The sequence below is a fragment of the Micromonospora trifolii genome (genome assembly GCF_022229005.1).
GTDB lineage: Bacteria > Actinomycetota > Actinomycetes > Mycobacteriales > Micromonosporaceae > Micromonospora > Micromonospora trifolii.
Window position 1 is genome coordinate 145,193 of record NZ_JAKKFD010000020.1, and the last position, 20,044, is coordinate 165,236.

The 20,044-nt window shown below is 72.4% G+C and carries 17 protein-coding genes; 7 read left to right on the plus strand and 10 right to left on the minus strand.

Features of this window, described 5'->3' with window-relative positions:
• The first annotated feature begins 154 nt into the window (after window positions 1-154).
• The 4 genes from NIE79_RS13655 (at window position 155) to NIE79_RS13670 (ending at window position 2,594) form a co-directional block, all read left to right on the plus strand.
• Window positions 155-973 (plus strand): hypothetical protein, encoded by an 819-nt coding sequence (locus NIE79_RS13655; RefSeq protein ID WP_238678902.1) that lies wholly within the window; start codon window positions 155-157, stop codon window positions 971-973.
• Between the two features lie 186 nt (window positions 974-1,159).
• On the plus strand, window positions 1,160-1,468 hold the full coding sequence (locus NIE79_RS13660) for an ArsR/SmtB family transcription factor (protein WP_220089998.1): 309 nt from the start codon (window positions 1,160-1,162) through the stop codon (window positions 1,466-1,468).
• Window positions 1,465-1,941 carry an SRPBCC domain-containing protein gene (locus NIE79_RS13665; protein ID WP_238678903.1) on the plus strand — a complete coding sequence of 159 codons (477 nt, stop codon included), beginning with the start codon at window positions 1,465-1,467 and terminating at the stop codon, window positions 1,939-1,941. Before NIE79_RS13660 ends, NIE79_RS13665 begins: the two co-directional genes overlap by 4 nt.
• Entirely contained in the window at window positions 1,938-2,594 is a 657-nt protein-coding gene (locus tag NIE79_RS13670; RefSeq protein WP_238678904.1) for a dihydrofolate reductase family protein, read from the plus strand. The genes NIE79_RS13665 and NIE79_RS13670 overlap by 4 nt, the downstream gene beginning before the upstream one ends.
• Window positions 2,595-2,675: 81 nt before the next feature.
• Here NIE79_RS13670 and NIE79_RS13675 read toward each other — a convergent pair whose 3' ends face one another.
• From NIE79_RS13675 to NIE79_RS13690, 4 genes are all read right to left on the minus strand, one after another.
• Window positions 2,676-3,101 (minus strand): VOC family protein, encoded by a 426-nt coding sequence (locus tag NIE79_RS13675; RefSeq protein ID WP_238678905.1) that lies wholly within the window; start codon window positions 3,099-3,101, stop codon window positions 2,676-2,678.
• Window positions 3,098-3,502 (minus strand): VOC family protein, encoded by a 405-nt coding sequence (locus tag NIE79_RS13680; protein ID WP_238678906.1) that lies wholly within the window; start codon window positions 3,500-3,502, stop codon window positions 3,098-3,100. The genes NIE79_RS13675 and NIE79_RS13680 overlap by 4 nt, the downstream gene beginning before the upstream one ends.
• 161 nt (window positions 3,503-3,663) lie before the next feature.
• On the minus strand, window positions 3,664-4,839 hold the full coding sequence (locus NIE79_RS13685) for a sensor histidine kinase (RefSeq protein WP_238678907.1): 1,176 nt from the start codon (window positions 4,837-4,839) through the stop codon (window positions 3,664-3,666).
• Window positions 4,836-5,504, minus strand: coding sequence for a response regulator transcription factor (locus tag NIE79_RS13690; protein WP_238678908.1), 669 nt, complete (start codon window positions 5,502-5,504; stop codon window positions 4,836-4,838). Before NIE79_RS13690 ends, NIE79_RS13685 begins: the two co-directional genes overlap by 4 nt.
• A gap of 142 nt (window positions 5,505-5,646) precedes the next feature.
• Here NIE79_RS13690 and NIE79_RS13695 point away from each other — a divergent pair, with 142 nt between their 5' ends.
• On the plus strand, window positions 5,647-6,795 hold the full coding sequence (locus tag NIE79_RS13695; RefSeq protein WP_238678909.1) for a C39 family peptidase: 1,149 nt from the start codon (window positions 5,647-5,649) through the stop codon (window positions 6,793-6,795).
• Here NIE79_RS13695 and NIE79_RS13700 read toward each other — a convergent pair whose 3' ends face one another.
• The gene (locus NIE79_RS13700) at window positions 6,796-8,076 is read right to left on the minus strand and encodes an outer membrane protein assembly factor BamB family protein (RefSeq protein WP_238678910.1); all 1,281 of its coding nucleotides are present in this window, start codon (window positions 8,074-8,076) and stop codon (window positions 6,796-6,798) included. It abuts the gene before it with no gap.
• Complete coding sequence (locus tag NIE79_RS13705; protein ID WP_238678911.1) at window positions 8,073-9,368, minus strand: outer membrane protein assembly factor BamB family protein; 1,296 nt, start codon at window positions 9,366-9,368, stop codon at window positions 8,073-8,075. Before NIE79_RS13705 ends, NIE79_RS13700 begins: the two co-directional genes overlap by 4 nt.
• Before the next feature lie 133 nt (window positions 9,369-9,501).
• Here NIE79_RS13705 and NIE79_RS13710 point away from each other — a divergent pair, with 133 nt between their 5' ends.
• Complete coding sequence (locus NIE79_RS13710) at window positions 9,502-11,370, plus strand: DUF6311 domain-containing protein (protein WP_238678912.1); 1,869 nt, start codon at window positions 9,502-9,504, stop codon at window positions 11,368-11,370.
• Window positions 11,371-11,383: 13 nt separating this feature from the next.
• Here NIE79_RS13710 and NIE79_RS13715 read toward each other — a convergent pair whose 3' ends face one another.
• On the minus strand, window positions 11,384-13,180 hold the full coding sequence (locus tag NIE79_RS13715) for a DUF6311 domain-containing protein (RefSeq protein WP_238678913.1): 1,797 nt from the start codon (window positions 13,178-13,180) through the stop codon (window positions 11,384-11,386).
• Entirely contained in the window at window positions 13,180-15,078 is a 1,899-nt protein-coding gene (locus tag NIE79_RS13720) for a DUF6311 domain-containing protein (protein WP_443677167.1), read from the minus strand. Before NIE79_RS13720 ends, NIE79_RS13715 begins: the two co-directional genes overlap by 1 nt.
• Window positions 15,079-15,302: 224 nt before the next feature.
• Here NIE79_RS13720 and NIE79_RS13725 point away from each other — a divergent pair, with 224 nt between their 5' ends.
• Window positions 15,303-16,496, plus strand: coding sequence for a hypothetical protein (locus NIE79_RS13725; RefSeq protein WP_372471524.1), 1,194 nt, complete (start codon window positions 15,303-15,305; stop codon window positions 16,494-16,496).
• Between the two features lie 223 nt (window positions 16,497-16,719).
• Here the strand turns inward: NIE79_RS13725 and dxs are convergent, their stop codons facing one another.
• Together dxs and NIE79_RS13735 are read right to left on the minus strand one after the other, a co-directional pair.
• Window positions 16,720-18,666 (minus strand): 1-deoxy-D-xylulose-5-phosphate synthase, encoded by a 1,947-nt coding sequence (gene dxs / locus NIE79_RS13730; protein WP_238678914.1) that lies wholly within the window; start codon window positions 18,664-18,666, stop codon window positions 16,720-16,722.
• A 115-nt stretch (window positions 18,667-18,781) separates the two neighbouring features.
• The gene (locus NIE79_RS13735; RefSeq protein ID WP_238678936.1) at window positions 18,782-20,002 is read right to left on the minus strand and encodes a class I SAM-dependent RNA methyltransferase; all 1,221 of its coding nucleotides are present in this window, start codon (window positions 20,000-20,002) and stop codon (window positions 18,782-18,784) included.
• Window positions 20,003-20,044: the final 42 nt, after the last annotated feature.

Sequence of the window (20,044 nt, forward strand, 5' to 3'; positions counted from 1 at the left end):
CAGTCGCGGTGGTCGGACCGTCCCTGGTGGACGGGCCGACCACCGCGACCGTTTGTGATCAGACGATCGCCGGTTGCGGATTCCGCAGGGACAACGGCGGGCTCCGCGCCGGGTTAGGATCACGCGTTTTGCACCCCCATCTTGGAGCTGACTGATGTCCCAGCCGCCGGCCAATCCCTACGGCCCGCCGCACGATTCCCCCGACCCGTCGCAGCAGCCGGGCCAGCAGCCTGGAGGCTGGCCGCCGCCGCAGCAGCAGGGGCAGCCGCAGCAGCCCGGTGGCTTCCCGCCCGCGCAGCAGGGCTTCCCGCCTGCCCAGCCTGGTTTCCCGTCCGCGCAGCCGGGTCAGCCCTACGGTGACCCGAACCTCGCCGGTGGCCCGCCCCCGGCGAAGAAGTCGAACGTCGGCAAGATCGTGCTGATCGTGTTGGCAGTGGTGCTGGTGCTCTGCCTCGGCGGCGTGGCGATCACCTGGTTCGTCGTCAAGGACGACGTGGGCGCCGTGGTGGACGCCAGCAAGACCCGGGTGACCGCGCCGGCCACCCTCGCCGGCCGGCCGAAGCTCACCAACCCGGAACTCCAGACGGCCGCCGAGCAGGCGGTCGCCGGGATGAAGACGGCGGCGGGGAACGAGACGAGCACCGTCGCCGCCTTCTACGGCGACCCGACGAAGCAGGACCTCGTCATGATCGCGGGTGTGTCCGGGCTGCTGTCGGACCCGAAGAAGGAACTTGACGCCTACGTGGACGGCCTGTCCAAGCAGCTGACTGTGGACCAGATGACGGCCGTCGACGCCGGCCCGCTCGGCGGCGAGGCGCGCTGCGGCGACGGCAAGGCCGAGACCGTGCCGCTGGGCATCTGCGTCTGGGCCGACCGGGGCAGCCTGGGCATGGTGGTGATGTACTTCAAGTCCGCCGACCAGGCGAAGGCCGAGTTCACCACGATCCGGGGTCAGGTCGAGCAGCAGTCCTGATCCGTACGCGGGGCCCCGGCCACCCTCGGGTGGCCGGGGCCCCGCTGCTTCTCCTGAAGCGCGTCGACCGGCCGCCGTCGTCACGACAGCCACCCCTGAGGCCCGCCAATACTTTGCCCTTGCGCTAAGTGTCACACTCGGGGAACACTTAGCCTTATGGCACAGTATTCGGCGCAGCTCGACGGCGTGTTCGTCGCCCTCGCTGACCCGACCCGGCGCTGGGTCATCCGCCGCCTCGGCCACGGTCCGACGAGCGTCGGCGACCTCGCCCGCGAATTTCCGATGACCCTTCCCTCGTTCATGAAGCACGTGCAGACGCTCGAGTCGAACGGACTGATCCACACGACCAAGTCCGGCCGGGTGCGCACCTGCGTGCTCAACCGCGAGCGCCTCGCCGTCGTCGACGACTGGCTCGCGGAGCAGCGCCGGATCTGGGAAGAGCGCACGGATCGCCTGGAACGCCTCGTCACCGATGAGCAGGAGAACCAGCAATGAATCCCGACCTGGACCTGACCATGGCGCGGGTCATCCGCGCCCCTCGCGTCGCCGTGTGGAGCGCCTGGACCGACCCGTCCCGCTTCGAGAAGTGGTGGATACCGGCGCCGGCCCTGTGCCGCGTCGATCGCTTGGACGTCCGGCCCGGTGGCGCGCTCGTGACCCGACTGAGCGAGGACGGGGTGGAGTTCGTCCCGCACCTCGACGCGTGCTTCCTCGTCGTCGACGACCTCGAACGGATCGTGTTCACCAACGTGATCGACAGCGGCTGGCGGCCCGCGAACCCAACCCCGGTCCCGATGACCGCGGAGATCACCATGAAGGACCATCCGGACGGTACTGACTACCGGATCATCGTCCGTCACGGTGATCCCGCCGCTCGTGACCTTCACGAGAAGATCGGCTTCGCGGACGGCTGGGGCTCTGTCACCGAACAACTCGCCGGGCTCGCCGAGAGCCGGGAGGCGCTGTGAAGATCGTCCTTACCGAGTTCGTCACTCTCGACGGCGTCAGCCAGGGGCCCGGCTCGCCGACCGAGGACACGAGCGACGACTTCACCCGGGGCGGCTGGCTCGTGCCCTACCTGGACGAGGTCTTCGTCCGCCGGACCTCCGACTGGTTGGGTCTCGCCGACGGTCTGCTGCTCGGACGGCGGACCTACGAGGCGTTCGCTCGTGACTGGCCGCAGATCACCGACCCGAACGATCCGTTCACCGAACGGATGAACTCACTACCGAAGTACGTAGTGACAAACACCCTGGCGGAGGGTGGTTGGCACCCGACGACCCTGCTCCGCGGCGACCCGATCCACACCGTCGGAGAGCTCAAGGGCCAGCCAGGACGGGAACTCCAGATCCACGGGAGTGCACGACTTGGCAAGGCTCTGTTGGCAGCCGGCCTCGTCGACACACTCCGACTCGTCGTCGCCCCCACCGTGGCCGGTTCCGGGCGTCGGCTGCTCGACCAGCCGGGCGCGTCCGTCGGCCTCCGACTGGTTCATCACGAAGCGACGGCGAAGGGTCTGCTCCTGCTCGAGTACGAGCACGTCGGCACCGCCCCGGTGGGGGAATACCAGGGCGCGACGACCTTCGACCAGTCACCGCGCCACGACCCGGCCACTGCCTGAAGCTCGCGGCCAGATCCCCAGGGTGGGACCGGGGCCCCGGCCACCCGAGGGTGGCCGGGGCCCCGTGCCGTACGTCGACGGTCAGGCCGGTTCGGCAACCGCTGCCGCTGCCGCGGCCCGCGCCGCTGCCGCGGCCGCCCGCTCGGCGGCGTTGCCGAGAACGCAGAACTCGTTGCCCTCCGGGTCAGCCAGCAAGACCCAACCACCGCCGGTCGGGCCGACGTGGTCGGCGACGAGCGTCGCGCCGATGCCGCGCAGTCGCTCGACCTCCTCGGCCCGGGTCCGATCAGCGGGTTGCAGGTCCAGGTGCAGCCGGTTCTTCACCGTCTTGCCCTCGGGCACCGCGATGAACAGCACCTCCGGGCCACCCGGCGGCAGGAGCATCGCCTCCGGGTCACCGGGGAAGTCGTCGGGATGCCGGGGGCAGTCGAAGACCTGTGCCCAGAAGCCGGCGAGTGCGTACGCGTCGTGACAGTCGATGCTGATGTTGTGGATCGTCGAACTCATGCGTGGTCCTCCACAGTGGTGTCGACCCGCTCCCCGGCGCTGCGGACCACGCAGAACTCGTTCCCCTCCGGGTCGGCGAGAACCGCCCAGCCCGTCCCGTCGGTGCGCCGCCGGTCGGTGACCATGGTGGCGCCGAGGCCGAGCACCCGCTCGACTTCCTCGTCGCGGGTCCGGTCGACCGGTTCCAGGCAGATGTGGACCCGGTTCTTGGTCACCTTGTCCTCGGGCACCGCTTGGAAGAACATGTTCGGCGTGGCACCGTCCGGCGGCAGCAGGGCAGCTTCCGGGTCACCCGGAACGTCCTCCGGGAGCCGGGCGTAGCCGAGCACCGCCGACCAGAAGCCGGCCAGGGTGTACGTGTCGTGGCAGTCGAAACTGATGTTGCGGATTCGTGGATACACGGGTGGTCCCTCTATCTTCGGATGGGGACGCTCCGCCGCCGGGGGTCAGCCTGCGAAGACCTGGGGTGCGGAGCCCTGACTGATGGACATCGACGCACCCCCCTTCACTCCGAGCTGACCCGGCGATCTTGCCATCGAACGAGCGGGGCGCGCAACCCCGATCAGCCGGCGGCGGACACCGTTCCGGGCACCGCCGGAGCGTCCGCCGACGGCAGGGTGACCGTCACCTCCAGGCCACCGCCGGGCTGCGCGACCACCCGTACGGTGCCGCCGTGCGCGTTGCAGACCGCCCGGACGATGGACAACCCCAGGCCGGAGCCACGGGCCCCGGTGCGTTCCCGACCACCACGGCGGAACGGCTCGAACAACCCCGGCACGTCGGCCTGGTCCACCTCGAAACCGGTGTTCCCCACCACCAGCCAGGACCGCTCACCGTCGGTGCCGGTACGCACCCAGAGCCGGCCGTGCAGGTGGTTGTAGCGGACCGCGTTCTCGATCAGGTTTCCGGCCAGCCGGTCGAGCAACCCCGGGTCACCGACGACCGGCGCGGACTCCAGCGACGTCTGCACCCGCAGACCGATCCGTTCCACCTCGCGGCGCATCGCCGACAGCGCGTTCGCGGTGCCCGCGGCGAGGTCGCACTCGGTCCGCCTGCCCAACTGCCGCCCGGTCTGCGCCTCGCTGCGGGCCAGCACCAGCAGCGCGTCCACCAGGCCGTTGGCCCGCTCGGAGGCGTCGCGGACCACCGTCGCCATCCGTCGGTACTCGGCGGCGTCCGCGTCGTCGTCGCTGAGCGTCACGTCGATCTCCGTGCGCATCACCGCCAGCGGGGTACGCAGTTCGTGCGAGGCGTTCGCCACGAAACGCTTCTGGGCTTCGAACGCGGACGCGATCCGGTCCAGCATGGCGTCGAACGTCTTGGCCAGCTCGGCCACCTCGTCGTCGGCGCCCGAGTAGCCGATCCGCTGGTCCAGGGTCGCCTCACCGAGCCGCTGGGCGGTCGCCGTGACCTGGTGCAGTGGGCGCAGCGCCCGTCCGGCCACCGCGTACGCGCCGGCCACCCCGACCACGCTGATCGCCAACAGCGCGACCAGGCCCTTGGCCAGCAGCTCCCCGGAGGCGGCATCGACCAACTGCCGCTGCCACTGGGCGGCGTCCATCTGCCGCCCGTCGGAGAGCAGCACGATCGTGCCGGGCACCAACTCGTCGGTGGGTCGCAACGCGTCGCGGACCAGCAGCCAGGCCAGCAACACCAGGATCGCCCCGGCCCCGATCAGCAGCACCCCGTTGAGCAGTGTCAGCCGCAGCCGCAGGGTGGGTCGCAACCGCCGGCTCATGCGCCCACCCCGGCGGTGCGGTAGCCCGCACCGACCACCGTCTCGATCAACGGCGGGTCACCGAGCTTCTTGCGCAGCGTCATCACTGTGACCCGGACGATTGTGGTGAACGGGTCGGTGTTCGCGTCCCAGACCCGTTCCAGCAGCTCCTCGCTGGAGACCACAGCGCCACGCGCCTTGAGCAGTTCGCAGAGCACCCCGAACTCCTTGTTGGTAAGGTCCACCGGCACCCCGGCGCGGGTGGCCACCCGGCGGGCCGGGTCGAGCACCAGGTCGGCCAGTTCGAGCACCGGCGGCGCGGCCGGGGTGGCCCGCCGGCCCAACGCCTGCACCCGGGCGACCAATTCGTCGAAGGCGAACGGTTTGGGCAGGTAGTCGTCCGCGCCGAGCTGCAACCCCTCCACCCGGTCGGCCACTGTGCCGCTGGCGGTGAGCATCAGCACCCGGGTCAACGCGCCCGAGGCCGCCAGGTCGGCGCAGATCTGGTCACCGTGCACACCCGGCAGGTCGCGGTCGAGCACCACCACGTCGTACCGGGTGACGAACGCCGCCTCGTGGCCGGCGTCGCCGTCGTACGCCACGTCGACAGCCATTCCCCGCTTGCGCAACCCTCGTGCGATCGCGTCGGCGAGGTTGCGCTCGTCCTCGACCACCAGTACCCGCATCCCGGCCTCCTCGCTGCTGACCACCGACAACCTAGTGCCGGCCGGCAACCATCGTCCCTCGCCGTCCGCGCCGGCCGGCGTTGCGGGCCACCGCGGCGTACGCGATGCTGGCCGGCGGTATCGAGCGACGGACGGACCTGGCATGACCACTGCGGCACCACCCACCCGGCGAGACATCGCCTACCGGGGTTTCCACCTGCCGGCCGACACGACCAGCGGCAGCGGCGACGGCCTGCTCGCCGGCGGTCCAGGGCTCGCCCTCGACGGCGTCGCCCTGCGCGGCACCTGGACGTCGCCGCCGGTACCTGTCGGCTTCGCCGTCGCCGAGGTGGTGCCGTCCTGGACGGCCGACACCCCGGACGGCTGCTGGATCGAGGTCGACCTGCGCGGCTGGCACGACGACAAGCCCAGCACCGACTGGTACCGGCTGGCCCACTGGGCCGCCGGCGACCAGACGGTACGGCGCACCTCGCTGCCCGGACAGCGCGACAGTGCCGCCCGGGTCGACACCGACACCCTGATCGTGACCGGAGCGACGGTCACCGGTTGGCAGGCGCGGGTGAGGTTGTGTCGGCCCGCCGGCAGCCCCAGCGGCCCGGTGCTGCGCAGCATCGGTGCGGTCGCCACCGGGCCCACGACAGGTGATCAGGTGTACGCGCGGGAGCCCGCGTCCGCTGCCCGGGGCCGGGTGCTGGACGTGCCCCGCTACTCGCAGCGGCTGCACGCCGGCCAGTACCCGCAGTGGGGTGGTGGCGGCGACTCCTGGTGCAGCCCCACCTGCACCTCGATGGTGCTCGCCTACTGGGGCGCCGAGCCGAGTCCGGACCGCTACGCCTGGGTGGAGCCGTCCGGCCCGCGTCCGGTGGTGGTGCACGCCGCCCGGCACTGCTACGACCACGCGTACGCCGGGGCCGGCAACTGGCCGTTCAACACCGCGTACGCCGGTCTGCACGGGGTGGACGCGTTCGTCACCCGGCTGCGGTCGCTGGTCGAGGCGGAGGCGTTCGTCGCCGCCGGCATCCCCCTGATCGTCTCCGCCGCGTTCCGGGCCGACGAGGTGCCGGGGCTCGGCTACGACACCGGAGGGCACCTGATGGTGCTTGTCGGCTTCACCGCCGACGGCGACCCGGTGCTCAACGACCCGTACGCCCCGGACGACGACGCGGTCCGTCGCACAGTGCCCCGGCAGGGGTTCGAGGCGGTCTGGCAACGCGGCAGCGGCGGGGTGGCGTACGTGCTGCGACCCGCGTCGGTGCCGCTGCCCCCGCCGCCCGCCCAGGCCAACTGGTGATCAGCCGGTCAGTTTCCAGAGCTGGTACGAGCCGGCCGGGGTGTCACTGCACACCAGGTAGCCGGTGATCGCCTGGCACTCCCCGGTGGCATCGGGCAGCACGTCCACGGTGCGCACCTTTCCGGCGGCGATGTCCAACTCGCCGACGAGCACCCCTCCGTTGGGAATCCGGCGTATGCCGACCAGCCGGCCGCCGGCACCGAGTTGGTACAGCTCCCACCGACCCAGGTCGGCCAACTGCTGGCCGGTCAGCGCATCGAGCACGATGTACTGCTCCAACGGGCCGACACCGCTGAGGTTGGCCATCAGCCGGCCGTCGGCCGGCCAGGCCCACCCCCACTGGCTGCTGCGCCAGCGCACCTCCCCGGATGCCGGGTCGAGCGCCTGTAGTTCGTTGTTGCCGGTACGCACGCACAGGACGGGGCCGCAGTCCAGCGCGAAGTCGACGTGCAACCGGGCGCGGGTCCAGCGGGGCTCAAGCTGGTCCAGCCCGTACGCGGTGACAGTGCCCGAGCCTCTGTCGATGGCCAGCAGCAGGTCCTTTGTCAGGTCCACGCTGATCGGACCCCCGTCGGGCGGGCGCAGATCGGCGCGGGCCAGCACCGCGCCGGTGATCGCGTCGCGTACCTCTGCCGGGCCGTTCAACTGGTTGAGCACCACCCGGTCCACCCCGAGCTCGTCCCCCCGCACGAACATGTCGCCGCTGATGCCGGAGAGCTGCCAGCGCACGGTGCCGCAGCACGGATCGACAGCGCGCAGACTGGACGGCAAGGTCTCGCCGCCGCTGCGCAGCAGCACGTTGCCGTCGGTCAGCGGGGAGGCGGTGCCCGGCTGCTGCCACCGGTACGCCCCGGTCGCCCGGTCCAGTGCGATGGTGAGTGTGTCCCGACCCTCTGGGCCGATCTCGTACCCGGTGGCCAGCAGCATCCCGGCCAGCGGAGTAATTCCCCAGTACCGGGCCTCCGCCGACAGCGGCGCCTGCCAGACCGGCTCGCCACCGGGCAGCCGATACGCGGCCAGCCGCCCCTGCCGCGTCGGGTTCGTCTGCTCCATGACCAGGAGGAGGTCACCGTCGAGCATGACGTCGGACCCGGGCCGGGCCGGCAGCGTCACCGGGGCCCGCCTGGGTGGTGCGACGGCGGAGGCGGCGAGCGTGACCAGCGCGAGCACCACGACCAGCGCGCAGCGCAGCGGGCGACCGTGAGCACGAGGTGGGCGGGCCTGCGGTTCCGGGTCCGGGTCGTGCCGCAGCTCGCCGAGGTCGATCACCGAGTCGGTCACGTCAACCTCCACAGAGCGGTAGTGCCGTCGAGGCGTTGGCAGAGCAGGACCGGCAGGGACGCCTGGCAGCTGCCGGCGATGCCCGGTAGCACGTCCACGATCCGCGGTAGGCCGGCGGCCAGGTCCAGTTCGGCGATGACCATCCGACCGTCGTCGCCCCGCCGCACCCCGACCAGCGGGTCGTCCGCCCGGAGCACCGGCAGCAGGCTCCACGCGCCCAGTTCGGTCCGTACCTGCCCGGTGTTCGCGTCCCGCACCGTGTACCCCTGGCCGGGCCTGGCCATCAGCAGCCGGCCGTACCGGACGTCGGCCAGGTTGTCCTGACCCGGTTCCGACCACCGCACCGCACCGGTGGCCGGGTCGAGCACCTGAAGGCCGCCGGTCTGCGGTACCGCGCAGAGCAGACCGGCGCAGTCGAGCACATGCGACACCAGCGTCACCTCGGCCGTCCACCGTGGCTCCAACTCGGCCAACCCGAAGCTCACCAGCCGGGTGCTGCCCGGCGGTACGAGCAGCAGCAGGTCGTCGACGACCTGCACCCGCTGGTACGCCGACCGGTCTCCGGTCAGCGTGTCGATGCTGCGCAGCAGCTGGCCGGTGCCGGCGTCGTACACCTGCACCTCGCCGGTCGGTTGCAGGAGCACGAACCGGTCGACCTGACCCTCCGGGGTGACGTGGTAGGTGGGGCTGGCGGCCGGCGGGATCGGCACCGAGAAGAGCATTCGGCCGGTGTCGGGCTCGACCCCGCGCATGGCGCCCGACCCGTCCTCCCGGCCGTCGGTCACCAGCAGGCCACCACCGGTTGTCGGCTGGGGAGCACCGGGATGCTGCCAACGTTGCCGGCCCGTCGCGGCGTCGAAGGCTGTGGTCTGGAACAGCCGGTTCGGCGCGCTGACCGCCATCGCCAGCACCAACCCCTGCTCGACCCGGACGTCGAGGTAGTCACCGGTGCGGGCCAGCGGCGCCTGCCACCGCCGCCGGACCCCGGCGCCGGTCGGTGCGGGCTGGGCGTACGCGGTCAGGTACCGGGCCCCGTCGGGTGTCGGCGGATCGACAACGAAGACGCCGTCCCCGGCCAGGTAGGCGGTGGCCGTCCTCGACGCCGGCACCACGCTCACCGCTCGCTGCGGTGGCGGCGTCGCACCGGAAAGCACCACCAGGCTGAGCAACAGCACCGTCGCGCTACGCAGCCGGCGACCGGCGGCGCGCGGGCGGCGAACCGGAGGCGCCGACGTGGGCTCGTCCCGAATCTCGCCCAGCTCGATGATCGACAACGACCGTCCTTCCGTCACCAGGTAAGGCTGGCCGACGGGTCACCGTCCGGCAAACCGACCGTCGGCGCACCGGCCCGGCAAAAGCGACGGAACCCCGCCTGTACGATGGCGCGTCGTGGCTGTGCCGGTGGTAGACCCTTCGCTGAATCCCGTGACCGACGCCGACCCGGCCGAGGCCGAGTCGACACGGCGGCCTCGACGCCGCCCGGCCCGAGCCGACCTGTTGGCCCTCGGAGCCTATGTGCTGCTGGGCGTCTTCGTCTGCCTCAACTACTGGGGTGACGTCAACGGTCGGGTCTCCTCGCACCTGCCCACCGATCACAGCTGGTTCGAGTGGCTGTTCGCGCACGGCGCGTTCTCGGTGCGGCACCTGGAGAACCCGCTGTTCACGGCCCGTCAGAACGCCCCGGACGGGGTGAACATGATGGCCAACACCTCGCTGCTCGGCGTGACCCTGCCGCTGGCGCCGCTGACCATGCTGCTCGGCCCCCAGGTGGTGTACGCGCTCTACCTGGGCGCGGCGCTGGCGGCCACCGCCGGCACCGGCTACTGGATGCTCTCCCGCCACCTGGTGCGCTCCCGGGCGGCGGCGTTCGTCGGCGGCGCGTTCCTCGGCTTCGCGCCGGGAATCATCCACCACGCCAACGGCCAACCGAACTTCGTGTCCAACTTCCTCCTCCCGCTGATCGTGGTGCGGGTGCTGACCCTCGGTGAGGCGGGCCGCTGGCGACGCAACGGGCTCGTGCTCGGCGCGCTGGTGGCGTACCAGATCTTCATCAACGAGGAGATGCTGCTGCTCACCGCGCTGGCCTGCCTGGTCATCGTGCTGGCGTACGCCGTGCAGCGGCCGCGGGCAACCCGGGCTGCCGCCGGCACGTTCCTGGCCGGGCTCGGCGTCGCCGGCGGCTTGGCCCTGGTGCTCACCGCGTACCCGATCTGGTTCCAGTTCAACGGCCCGCAGTCCTACCGGGGCCTGCAGGGCGGCGTGTTCCACAACTGGGGCGAGGACCTGGTCGCCTTCGTCACCTTCGCCCGGGACACCTGGGCCGGTGACCCGGCAGTGGAGAAGACGATCGGCCTGACCGAGCAGAACACCTGGTTCGGTTGGCCGCTGGTACTGCTCTCGGTGGTGGCCCTGGTGCTCCTCGTCCGCCGCTCGCTGCCCGCCCGGATCGCCGCAGTGCTCATCGTGGTGTTCAGCGTGGCCGCCATCGGGCCGTGGGTGCGCTTCAACGGGGTCGAGACCGGCGTGAAGGGACCCTGGTCCTACGTGTCGGACGACCTGCCGCTGGTCGAGATGATGATGCCGACCCGGTTGACGCTGGTGGTCGCCGCCGCGGTGGGCGTACTGCTCGCGTTGACCTGGGACGCCGCGTACCGCCAGGGGCGCCCGGTGCCCGACCGGCCGCGGGTGCCGGCCCAGCGCACTGCCGACGCGACCCCGGCCGGGTCCGCCGGGTCCGCCAAGTCCGCGGCGCCGGTCGCGTCGCGCCGTCGGTGGCTGCGCCCGGTGGGGTACGCGGCGGTCGCCCTCGCCGTGCTGCCGCTCTTCCCCCGCCCGCTTCCCGCCCAGCAGATCGACCCGCCGCCGCACTTCATCACCGCGGGCGGCTGGCGGCCGTACGTGCCGGCCGGTCGAACCCTGGTGCCGGTGCCGATCCCGAGCAACGTGCACGGTCTGCCGACGCTGCGCTGGAGTGCGCTGACCGGGCAGGAGTTCCCCGTTCCGGGCGGCTACTTCATCGGCCCGAACGAGCTGGGCGAGGGGGTCTTCGGTGCGCCGAACCGACCGACCAGCTCCCTCATCTACTCCACGATGGACAGCGGCACGGTTCCGGCGCTGACCGACGAGAACCGCCGCCAGGCCGTCGAGGACCTGCGATTCTGGCGGGCGTCGGTGGTGGTGCTCGGGGCGCACCCCCGCGAGGCGGTGCTCCGTGAGCTGGTCACCGCCCTGCTCGGGGCGCCGCAGCGGGTCGACGACGTCTGGGTCTGGGACGTGCGCGCCGTGGTGGGTTAGTCCGTCGGTCGGCTCAGCCGACGCGGTCCCGGACGTCCCACAACCATCCGCCGTCGACCGGTCGGCCCGGGCCGAGCAGGTCGTCGACGGTGCGGCGGACCGGGTCACCGTGCTCCAGTTGCCCGAGGACGACCACAGCGGCCCGCCAGTGCCGTAGGTCCTCGACGGCCTGACGGCGGTCGGCGTCGGTGAGCACCGGCACCACGCCGGTGTCGGCCACCTGCCGCAGCAGCACCGACGTGGGCCGGTCCGGCGCGCCCCAGCGGGCCGCCGGGTCGTCCGGGCCGCTGGGGCCGATGAAGTAACCGCCCGGCGCGGCGAATCCCAGACCGGTACGGGCGGACCACAGCATCACCGGGCTGCGCCCGGCACCGGTGACCGGGGGTACCGCGACCACCGTCCGGCCGGGCGGCACCAGCGGACGCCAGCCACCGGCGGCGAGGAACGCCGGCACCGGCGCGACCGGCACCACGCGGATCGGCGTCGGAATCAGGGGCAGCAACGCGGCGGCGACCGCTCCGGCCCACAGCAGCCGCACCGGTAGGCCCGGCGCCACGGTCGGCCCGCGCGCTGCCCGGACCCGGTCCAGAGACAGCGCCACCAGCACACCCAGCACCGGTACGCAGACCAGCGCGAACCGGGCCGGCACCGCGAGATCGAGCAACGGCAGCCCGCCGACCAGCCGGTACGGCCCCGCAATGCCGGTGGCCTCACCGTCCACCCGCAGCTCGTCGCCGAGCGAGAGCACTGCGAAGACAACGCCGCAGGCGGCCAGTGCCCGGACCAGTGGTCGTCGCCACTGCCAGATCACGATCACCACGGCGAGCACCAGCAGACCCGGGCCGAAGAACGAGTTCTCCTCGGTCGGGTTCGGCGACAGCAGCCCCGGCAGCCAGTCGTCGCCCAGCACCGTCTGCCGGGCCGACGCGGTGAACGAGGCGACGTCCAACTGGAAGCCCTGCGTGGCGAACGCCATCCCCGAGTAGTGCTGCGGGCCGTGGAACTGGAACCACAGCGGGTACGCCAGCGGCACCACCGCCACGCCGGCCGCCACCGCCAGCCGGCCGAAGAGGGCCGGCGCGAGCCGGCGCGCGGCCACCCGGTCGGCGAGCGCGTAACCCAGCGCGAAGACCCCGGCCGCGAGCGCCAGGAAGACCAGCACCTCCTCGCCGATGAAGACCTGCCAGACGAGCAGCAGCCCCAGGCCGACGCCGGGCCGCCACACCCCGTGACGCGGCGTCTCCGAGGCGGGCCGGAACACCAGGGCGAGGATCGCTGGCACCAGGAACTGGGCGGCGATGTGCAGGTGGGCGCCCGCCTGGGCGATCATGCCCGGGGCGAAGCCGCAGATCAGCCCGCCCACCGCGGCCGCGGCCCGGGTGCCGACCAGCCGGCGGCGCAGCAGCACGTACCAGGCGACGGCGGTCCCGGCGAGGCAGCAGACGACCGCCACGCAGAACGCCACCTGCGAGCCGAAGAGCAGGGTGACCGGGGTGAGCGGGACCCCCAGGCCGAGCACCGAGGTGTTCGCCATCAGGTTGACCCCGTCGGGAGCGTTCAACGCGGTGCTGAAGAGCGGGTTCTCCCCCTCGACCACGGCATGCGCCGCGTGGGCCAACATCCACTCGAAGAGGATCTGGTCACCCGCCTGGTGGAACAGCCGCCAGGGGCGACCCCACTGCCCGCTGGTCACCAGCACGGCGAGGCCCAGATAGCCGGCGACCACCAGCGCGTCCCGCAGCCAGGCCGGCCGGGACGCACCGACCGTCACCGGTGGCGAAACGTTCGGGGACGTCGTCCCGGTGGTCATCAGACCGAACGGTCGGTGAGCGTCCGGACGTCCCAGACCCAGACGTCCAACTCCTGGCGGCCGGGGCCGACCAACTCCTCGACCGTACGTCGCAGTGGCTCGGCGTTCTGCTGCCGCACCGGCAGCACCAGGATCGCCGCCCGCCAGTGCCGCAGCTCGTCGGTGAAGCGCCGACGCTGCCGGTCGTCCAGCTTGGGCGTACGGCCGGTGGTCGCCACCTCCTCCAGCATCTGGCCCACCCCGCTGGGACGACCGCCGAACCGGCCCGCGTCACCGGTGTTGCCGTTGCGGGGTGCGAGGAAGTAACCGCCGGGGATCTTGAAGTCGAGGTTGGTGGCCGCCGCCCAGCGCATGCCGTGCGTGTTGCCCATGCTGGGCACCGGGATCGGCACCAGCGTCTGATCCGGCCCCACGTACGCCCGCCAACGGTCCGCGGTGATGAAGTCCGGCACCGGCGGCCGGGAGACCATCCGCAGCGGCATCGGTGCGATCGGCAGCAGCGCGAAGGCCAGGCCCGCGGCGGTGAGCACGTGGACGGTACGGCGGTCGGCCGGGCGCAGCGCCCAGGCCCGCTCGACGGCGAGTGCGAGCAGAAGGCCCACCACCACGCTGGTGATCAGCCCGAACCGGGTCGGCACCACCGCGTCCAGCAGCGGCAGGTGGACCAACCACTGCCACGGCCCGGTGATCAGCTCGCGGTCCCACCAGGAGACCCGCTCGCCGAGGGAGAGCACGGCGAAGAACACGCCGGTCACCGCGAGCGCCCGGACGATCAACTCCCGGCGCAGCCAGACCACGATGCCGATGGCCAGCATCGACAGGCTCCAGCCGAAGAAGGCGTTCTCCTCGGAGTAGTTCGGCGCCAGGTTGATGTTGGCCCGCTGGTTGCCGCCGAGGGTGGGCGAGCCGGGGGCGAAGAAGGCGGCGATGTCGTTGCCGTAGTCCTGCACCGCGTCGCTGAGCCCGTGGTAGGCCATCGGCCCGGCGAACTGCACGTACAGCGGGTACGCCAGCAGCGCCCCGGCCAGCAGCGCGCAGGTCGCCACGCCGACGCCAAGGGGTCGCCACGCCGCCCGCCACCGGGCCGGCTCCTGGGCGAGCACCGCCAGCAGGAAGACGCCGCAGGCCATCGCCGTGAAGAGCAGGATCTCCTCGTTGATGAACGCCTGCGCGGCGACCAGCAGGGCGAGCAGGGCCCCGTCCCGGACCGGCTTTCCGGAGCGGGTGAGCACCAGCACCCGCCACACGATGAACGGCAGCAGGAACTGGCTGATGATGTTCGGGTGCCAACTGGCGTGCGAGAGCATTGCGGGCGAGAACCCGCAGAACCAGCCGCCGACCGCCGCCGCGAGCGGGGTACGCACCAGGTGGCGGGAGAGCATCAGGTACCAGGCCATGGCCGTGCCGGCGAGGCCGAGCGTGACCAGCACCACGAAGGAGACCGCCGGCCCGAAGAGCAGCGTCACCGGGACCATCGGGATGCCCAGCGCCAGCACGGCCGTGTTGGCCATCAGGTTGACGCCGTCCGGGTAGTTGAACTGCTCGGTGTAGAACGGGTACTCGCCGTGCAGCACCACGCGGACCGAGTGGGCGAGGAAGAACTGCACCTGCGCCGGGTCACCGGTGTAGAGCGAGGCCACCCGGCCGGACGGGTCCAGCCAGATCCGGCTGGTCACCCAGATCGCGGCGAGCAGGAACAGCCCGCCCACCGCCAGGTGCTGCCGACGCCGAGTCCACCGACGCCACCGCGCCCGCGTCGGCACCGCGCTCTCCGCCGGCGCTTCGGCCTCCGTTGGTGTTTCGGAATCGGCTGGCGTTTCGGTGTCGGCCGGTTCCGTGGTGGGGGCGCTCAGCGCGGGCGGGCCGGCGAAGAGGCCGGCCGGTGTGCGGTAATTCACCAGCTCGGCGGAGTCGGCTGCCGCCTCCGTGTGCGGCGCGGGCAGGGCGCGGGACTCGGCAGGCGTCACAGTCGGCGGAGTCTACCGGAGCAACCAAAACGCCCTAAACCCCCGGTGGTGTCCATTGTGGTGGTTCGAGTGCCGGCCAGCTGAGGCTCCGCACCGGACATCTCGTACTATGGCGCTTTCCGACAGCGACGGCGAGGCGATCGGGGGCGGGCCAGGTGACTCCAGGCCGTCGGTACGGCAGGGTCCTTCCCGTCCTGCTGAGCGCGCTGCTGGCCGGCACGGCCTGCGGCCCGGTGACCGAGCGGAAGCCCCAGAACCTCCAGGTCGGGTACGACAGCCTGGACGGCACCCTCGCCGTGTGGCCGCCCCGCGGCGACCTCTCCGGGGACGCCACCGCGACGGCAGCGGTCACCGCGGCGGTCCGGGGCTGGCGGTCGCCGGCCGACGACCGCGCGCACCTGCCCTCGTCCGGCATCCTCTTCTCCGGTCGGGTCGACGGCGCACCGGTGGCGCTGGTGGCCGCCGACGTACCCGGCGAAAGCGCGTCCTGGCTGCTGCAACTGACCCGCGAGGGCGACCGGTACGCGGTGACCCGTGCCACCGAGTACACCGACCCGGGTTACCTCGTCTACTCGGACGTGCTGCCGGTGCAGACGGCCGGCGGCCGGCGTTACCTGGTCTCGGCCCGGGTGCAGAGCCTCCTCGGGCCACAGGACCGGACGTTGATGATCGCGGACGGTCTCAGCGCACCTGTCGACGTGCCGTCCTGCACGGCCGTCGGCGTGACCGCGACCCTGCGGACCACGGAGTCGCTCCCCCGTGGGCGGGCCGCCGACCGGCTGCTCGACCTGGGCACCGGCACCGTCGACCCGCGCTACCCGCTGGTCCGCGACGAGTCCGGCACGGGCCGGCGGGCGCTCACGGGCCTGGACACCTGCGTGCTGTCCGGCGACCGGGGCCCGTTCGGCAGCATCCCGCGCCGGATCGGGGACCGGGACGCCCCACGCTCGGTGCCGACGTCCTGGCCGATGGCGAAGCTCACCGTGCGCTCGCTCGGCGAAGTCGCCCTCGGCGGCGGCGAGCCGGCCGAGTTGCAGCAGCTCAGTTGGGACACCGACGCCGGCGCGATGACGGCGGTGATCTATCGGCCGGCCGACGGGAGCGCACCCGTCGTCTCACCCGCCGACCGGGCCACCCCGTTGCAGGCGTACCAACTGCCGGTGCCCGGTCAGCCGCTGGTGGTGCTGAGCTGGCGGCCCACCCGGGACAGCTCCCTGTCCGTCCCGCCGGGCACTCCCCTGCTGGTCGAGCGCCCCGGTCTGGCGGTCATCCCCACCCCGTCCCGCTCCCAGACCTACAGCCTCGCCAACACCGACAAGACCCACTACCGCTCAATCTCCCCCCGCTAACCCCCAACCCGCCCCCCGCCCCCGCCCCCACCCGCGCGATCTTGCACTTTCTGCGCCGACAAATCGGGGCTCAAGGCGCGTAACGCCGACCGAAAGTGCAAGATCGACGGGGCGAAGGCGAGGCGGAACGAGGCGGCACACCGCCGCTTGATCGACGAGGGAGGGTGGGCGGGGCTAAACGACGGCGGGCGTCCCTCGGGACGCCCGCCGTTGTTCGTTCTCGTCAGTTCTGTGCGGCCGCGTCGCTGGGGGTGAGGCGGTCCGGGGTGGCGTCCAGGCCGGAGATCCAACCGGTGACGTTGCGAGCCACGTCCTGAGCGGTCAGGCCCAGGTCGGCGAGGATCTGCGCGCGGGTGCCGTGCGGGTGCCACTCGGCCGGCACACCCAGGTCCTTGAGCGGCACCCGGACGTCGGCGTCGCGCATCGCCTGGGCGAGCGCGTCGCCCACCCCGCCGACCCGGACGCCGTCCTCGACGCTGACCACGAGCCGGTGACGGGCGGCGAGGTCGACCAGCTCCGCCGGGACCGGACGCACCCAGCGAGGGTCGACGACGGTGACCCCGTAGCCCTGCTCGGCGACCCGCGCGGCCACCTCCATGCCCAACTGGCCGAAGGAGCCGACCGCGACGAGCAGCACGTCGGTACGGGCGGACTCGGCCAGCACGTCGACGGTGCCGACCCGGCGCAGCGCCGGCAGGTCCGCGGCGACCGCACCGGTCGGGAACCGCACCACTGTCGGGCCGTTGTCGACGGCCATCGCCTCGCGCAGTTCCTCCCGCAGGGTGGCGGCGTCGCGGGGAGCGGCGATCCGCAGCCCCGGCACCACCCCGAAGACCGACATGTCCCAGATGCCGTAGTGGCTCGGCCCGTCCGGGCCGGTGATGCCCGCCCGGTCCAGTACGAAGGTCACCGGCAGCTTGTGCATCGCCACGTCCAGCAGGACCTGGTCGAAGGCACGGTTGAGGAAGGTGGCGTAGACAGCGACGACCGGGTGCAGCCCACCGAGCGCCAACCCGGCCGCCGAGGTGGCCGCGTGCTGCTCGGCGATGCCCACGTCGTACACCCGCTCGGGGTACTTGCGGGCCAGCTTGGCGATGCCGGTCGGCTCGGCCATGGCTGCGGTGATGCCCACCACGTCCGGGCGCTCGTCGGCGATGGCCAGCAGCTCGTCGGCGAACACGTGCGTCCACTTCACCGACGGGGCGGCCAGCAGCGCGCCGGTCTCCACGTCGAAGGCGCTGCCGGGGCCGTGCAGGCAGTCCGCCTCGTCCTCCTCGGCGGGACGGTAGCCGTAGCCCTTGCGGGTGACGGCGTGCACGATGACCGGGCCGCCGAAGTTCTTGGCCGCGCGCAGCGCCGCCTCGACCGCCGTCACGTCGTGCCCGTCCACCGGGCCCACGTACTTGATGCCGAGGTCCTCGAACATGGCCTGCGGGGCGACAGCGTCCTTGATGCCCTTCTTGACCGCGTGCAGCACCTCGTACATCGGCTTGCCGACCAGCGGCGTGGAGCCGAGGGCGTCCTTGACGGTGTCGAGGACCTTCTCGTAGCCGGGGTTGAGCCGCAGCGAGGAGAGGTGGTCGGCCAGCCCGCCGATGGTCGGCGAGTAGGACCGGCCGTTGTCGTTGACCACGATCACGAGGGAGTTGCCGGCGGTGGCGATGTTGTTCAGCGCCTCCCAGCACATGCCGCCGGTCAGCGCACCGTCGCCGACAACGGCCACGACGCTGCGTGCCTCACCCCGGAGGGCGTACGCCTTGGCGAGGCCGTCGGCGTAGGACAGTGCGGTGGAGGCGTGCGAGTTCTCGATGAGGTCGTGCTCGCTCTCCGCCTGGCTGGGGTAGCCGGAGAGGCCACCGCGCTGGCGGAGCTTGTCGAAGCCGGCCTGACGCCCGGTAAGGATCTTGTGTACGTACGCCTGGTGGCCGGTGTCGAACAGGAGCCGGTCCCGGGGGGAGTCGAAGACGCGATGCATGGCGAGCGTCAGCTCGACCACACCGAGGTTGGGCCCGACGTGCCCGCCGGTACGGGAGACCTTGGTGATCAGGAAGTCCCGGATCTCGGCGGCGAGGACGTCCAGTTCCTCGCCGGACATCCGCTTGACGTCCTGCGGACCGCGAACCGTCCCCAGCAGCCGGCCGTGGTTGGCCGTGTCCTCTTCAACACTCATGACCGGAGAGTCTATCGGCCCCCCGGTACTCCGCAGTCCGGCCCGAGCCCCCCGCACCCGGGCCGGGCGGGGAGTGGGCAGCTGAGCACCCGGTCAGGCGCTGACGCGCGGTGTTCTACCGCACGTCCGGCGGAAGCAGTAACCCGACCTGCTCGACGTGCTGCGTCATCGGGAAGAGGTCGAAGCCCCGTAGCGCCGCCAGCCGCCAACCGAGGTCGGCGAAGGTACGCACGTCCCGGGCGAAGGCGGCCGGGTCACAGGCCACGTACGCGACCGCCCGCGGGCCGGCCGCGGCCAGCGCGCGGACCACCGGGGCGCCGGCCCCGGAGCGCGGCGGGTCGAGCACCACCACGTCGACCGGGCCGGTGATCCGTCGGCGGGCCAGCGCGGTCTCCACCCGGGCCGACACCACCTCGACGCTGGGCAGGTCGGCGAGATTCTCCCGGGCGGCGGCGACACCCTGCGCCGCCGCTTCGACAACTGTCACCCGGCCGGTCGCGCCGACCCGTTCGGCCAGCCCGGCGGCGAACAGCCCAGCCCCGCCGTAGAGATCCCAGGCGATCTCGCCGGGCTGCGGGTCCAGCAACTCCAGCACCGCCGTGGAGAGGGTGTCCGCCGCGGCCGGGTGCACCTGCCAGAACGCGGACGCGGGCAGCGTCCAGTCCCGTCCGGCGGCGACCTCGCGGACCTCGGTCGGGCCACTGACCGGGGTGGGCACCCCGTCGCGGATCTCCGTGACGGTCACGTCCCCGCCGGTGCTGGCGACGGTCTCCACCGCCTCGGCGGCCGGCCAGCGCTGACCGGTGGGGGTGAGCACCGGCAGTTGCTGGATGGCCGGGTGGGCGATCCGGCAGCGGTCGATCGGCACCACCTCGTGCGAGCGGTGCTTGAGCAGGCCAGCACGGTCCGCGGCGTCGACCGCGTAACGGACCCGGGAGCGCCAGCCGAGCAGCCCACCGGGCAACGCCTCGACCCGGACGCCGAGCCGGTCCAGCTCGACGTCGGTCAGCCCGCCGAGGCGCACCAGTTGCTCGCGGATCACGGCGGTCTTCCAGGCCAGCTGCGCGGCCGGGGCGACATGCTGGAGGTCGCAGCCCCCGCAGGCACCCGGCTTCGCGTACGGGCAGGGCGGCTCGACCCGGTCCGGTGAGGGTTCCAGCACTGTCACCGCGTCGGCCCGGACGAACCCCCGGTGCACCTCGGTGACCTCGGCGATGACCCGTTCACCGGGCAGCGCGTGCCGGACGAAGACCACCTGCCCGTCCACCCGGGCGACACAATGACCGCCGGGGGCGACCGCGTCGACGGTCAGTTCGACCCGGTCGGCCTCGGCCAGGCCCCGCTCGAAGGCCGGCGACGCCGACGGCGTCGCAGGTGT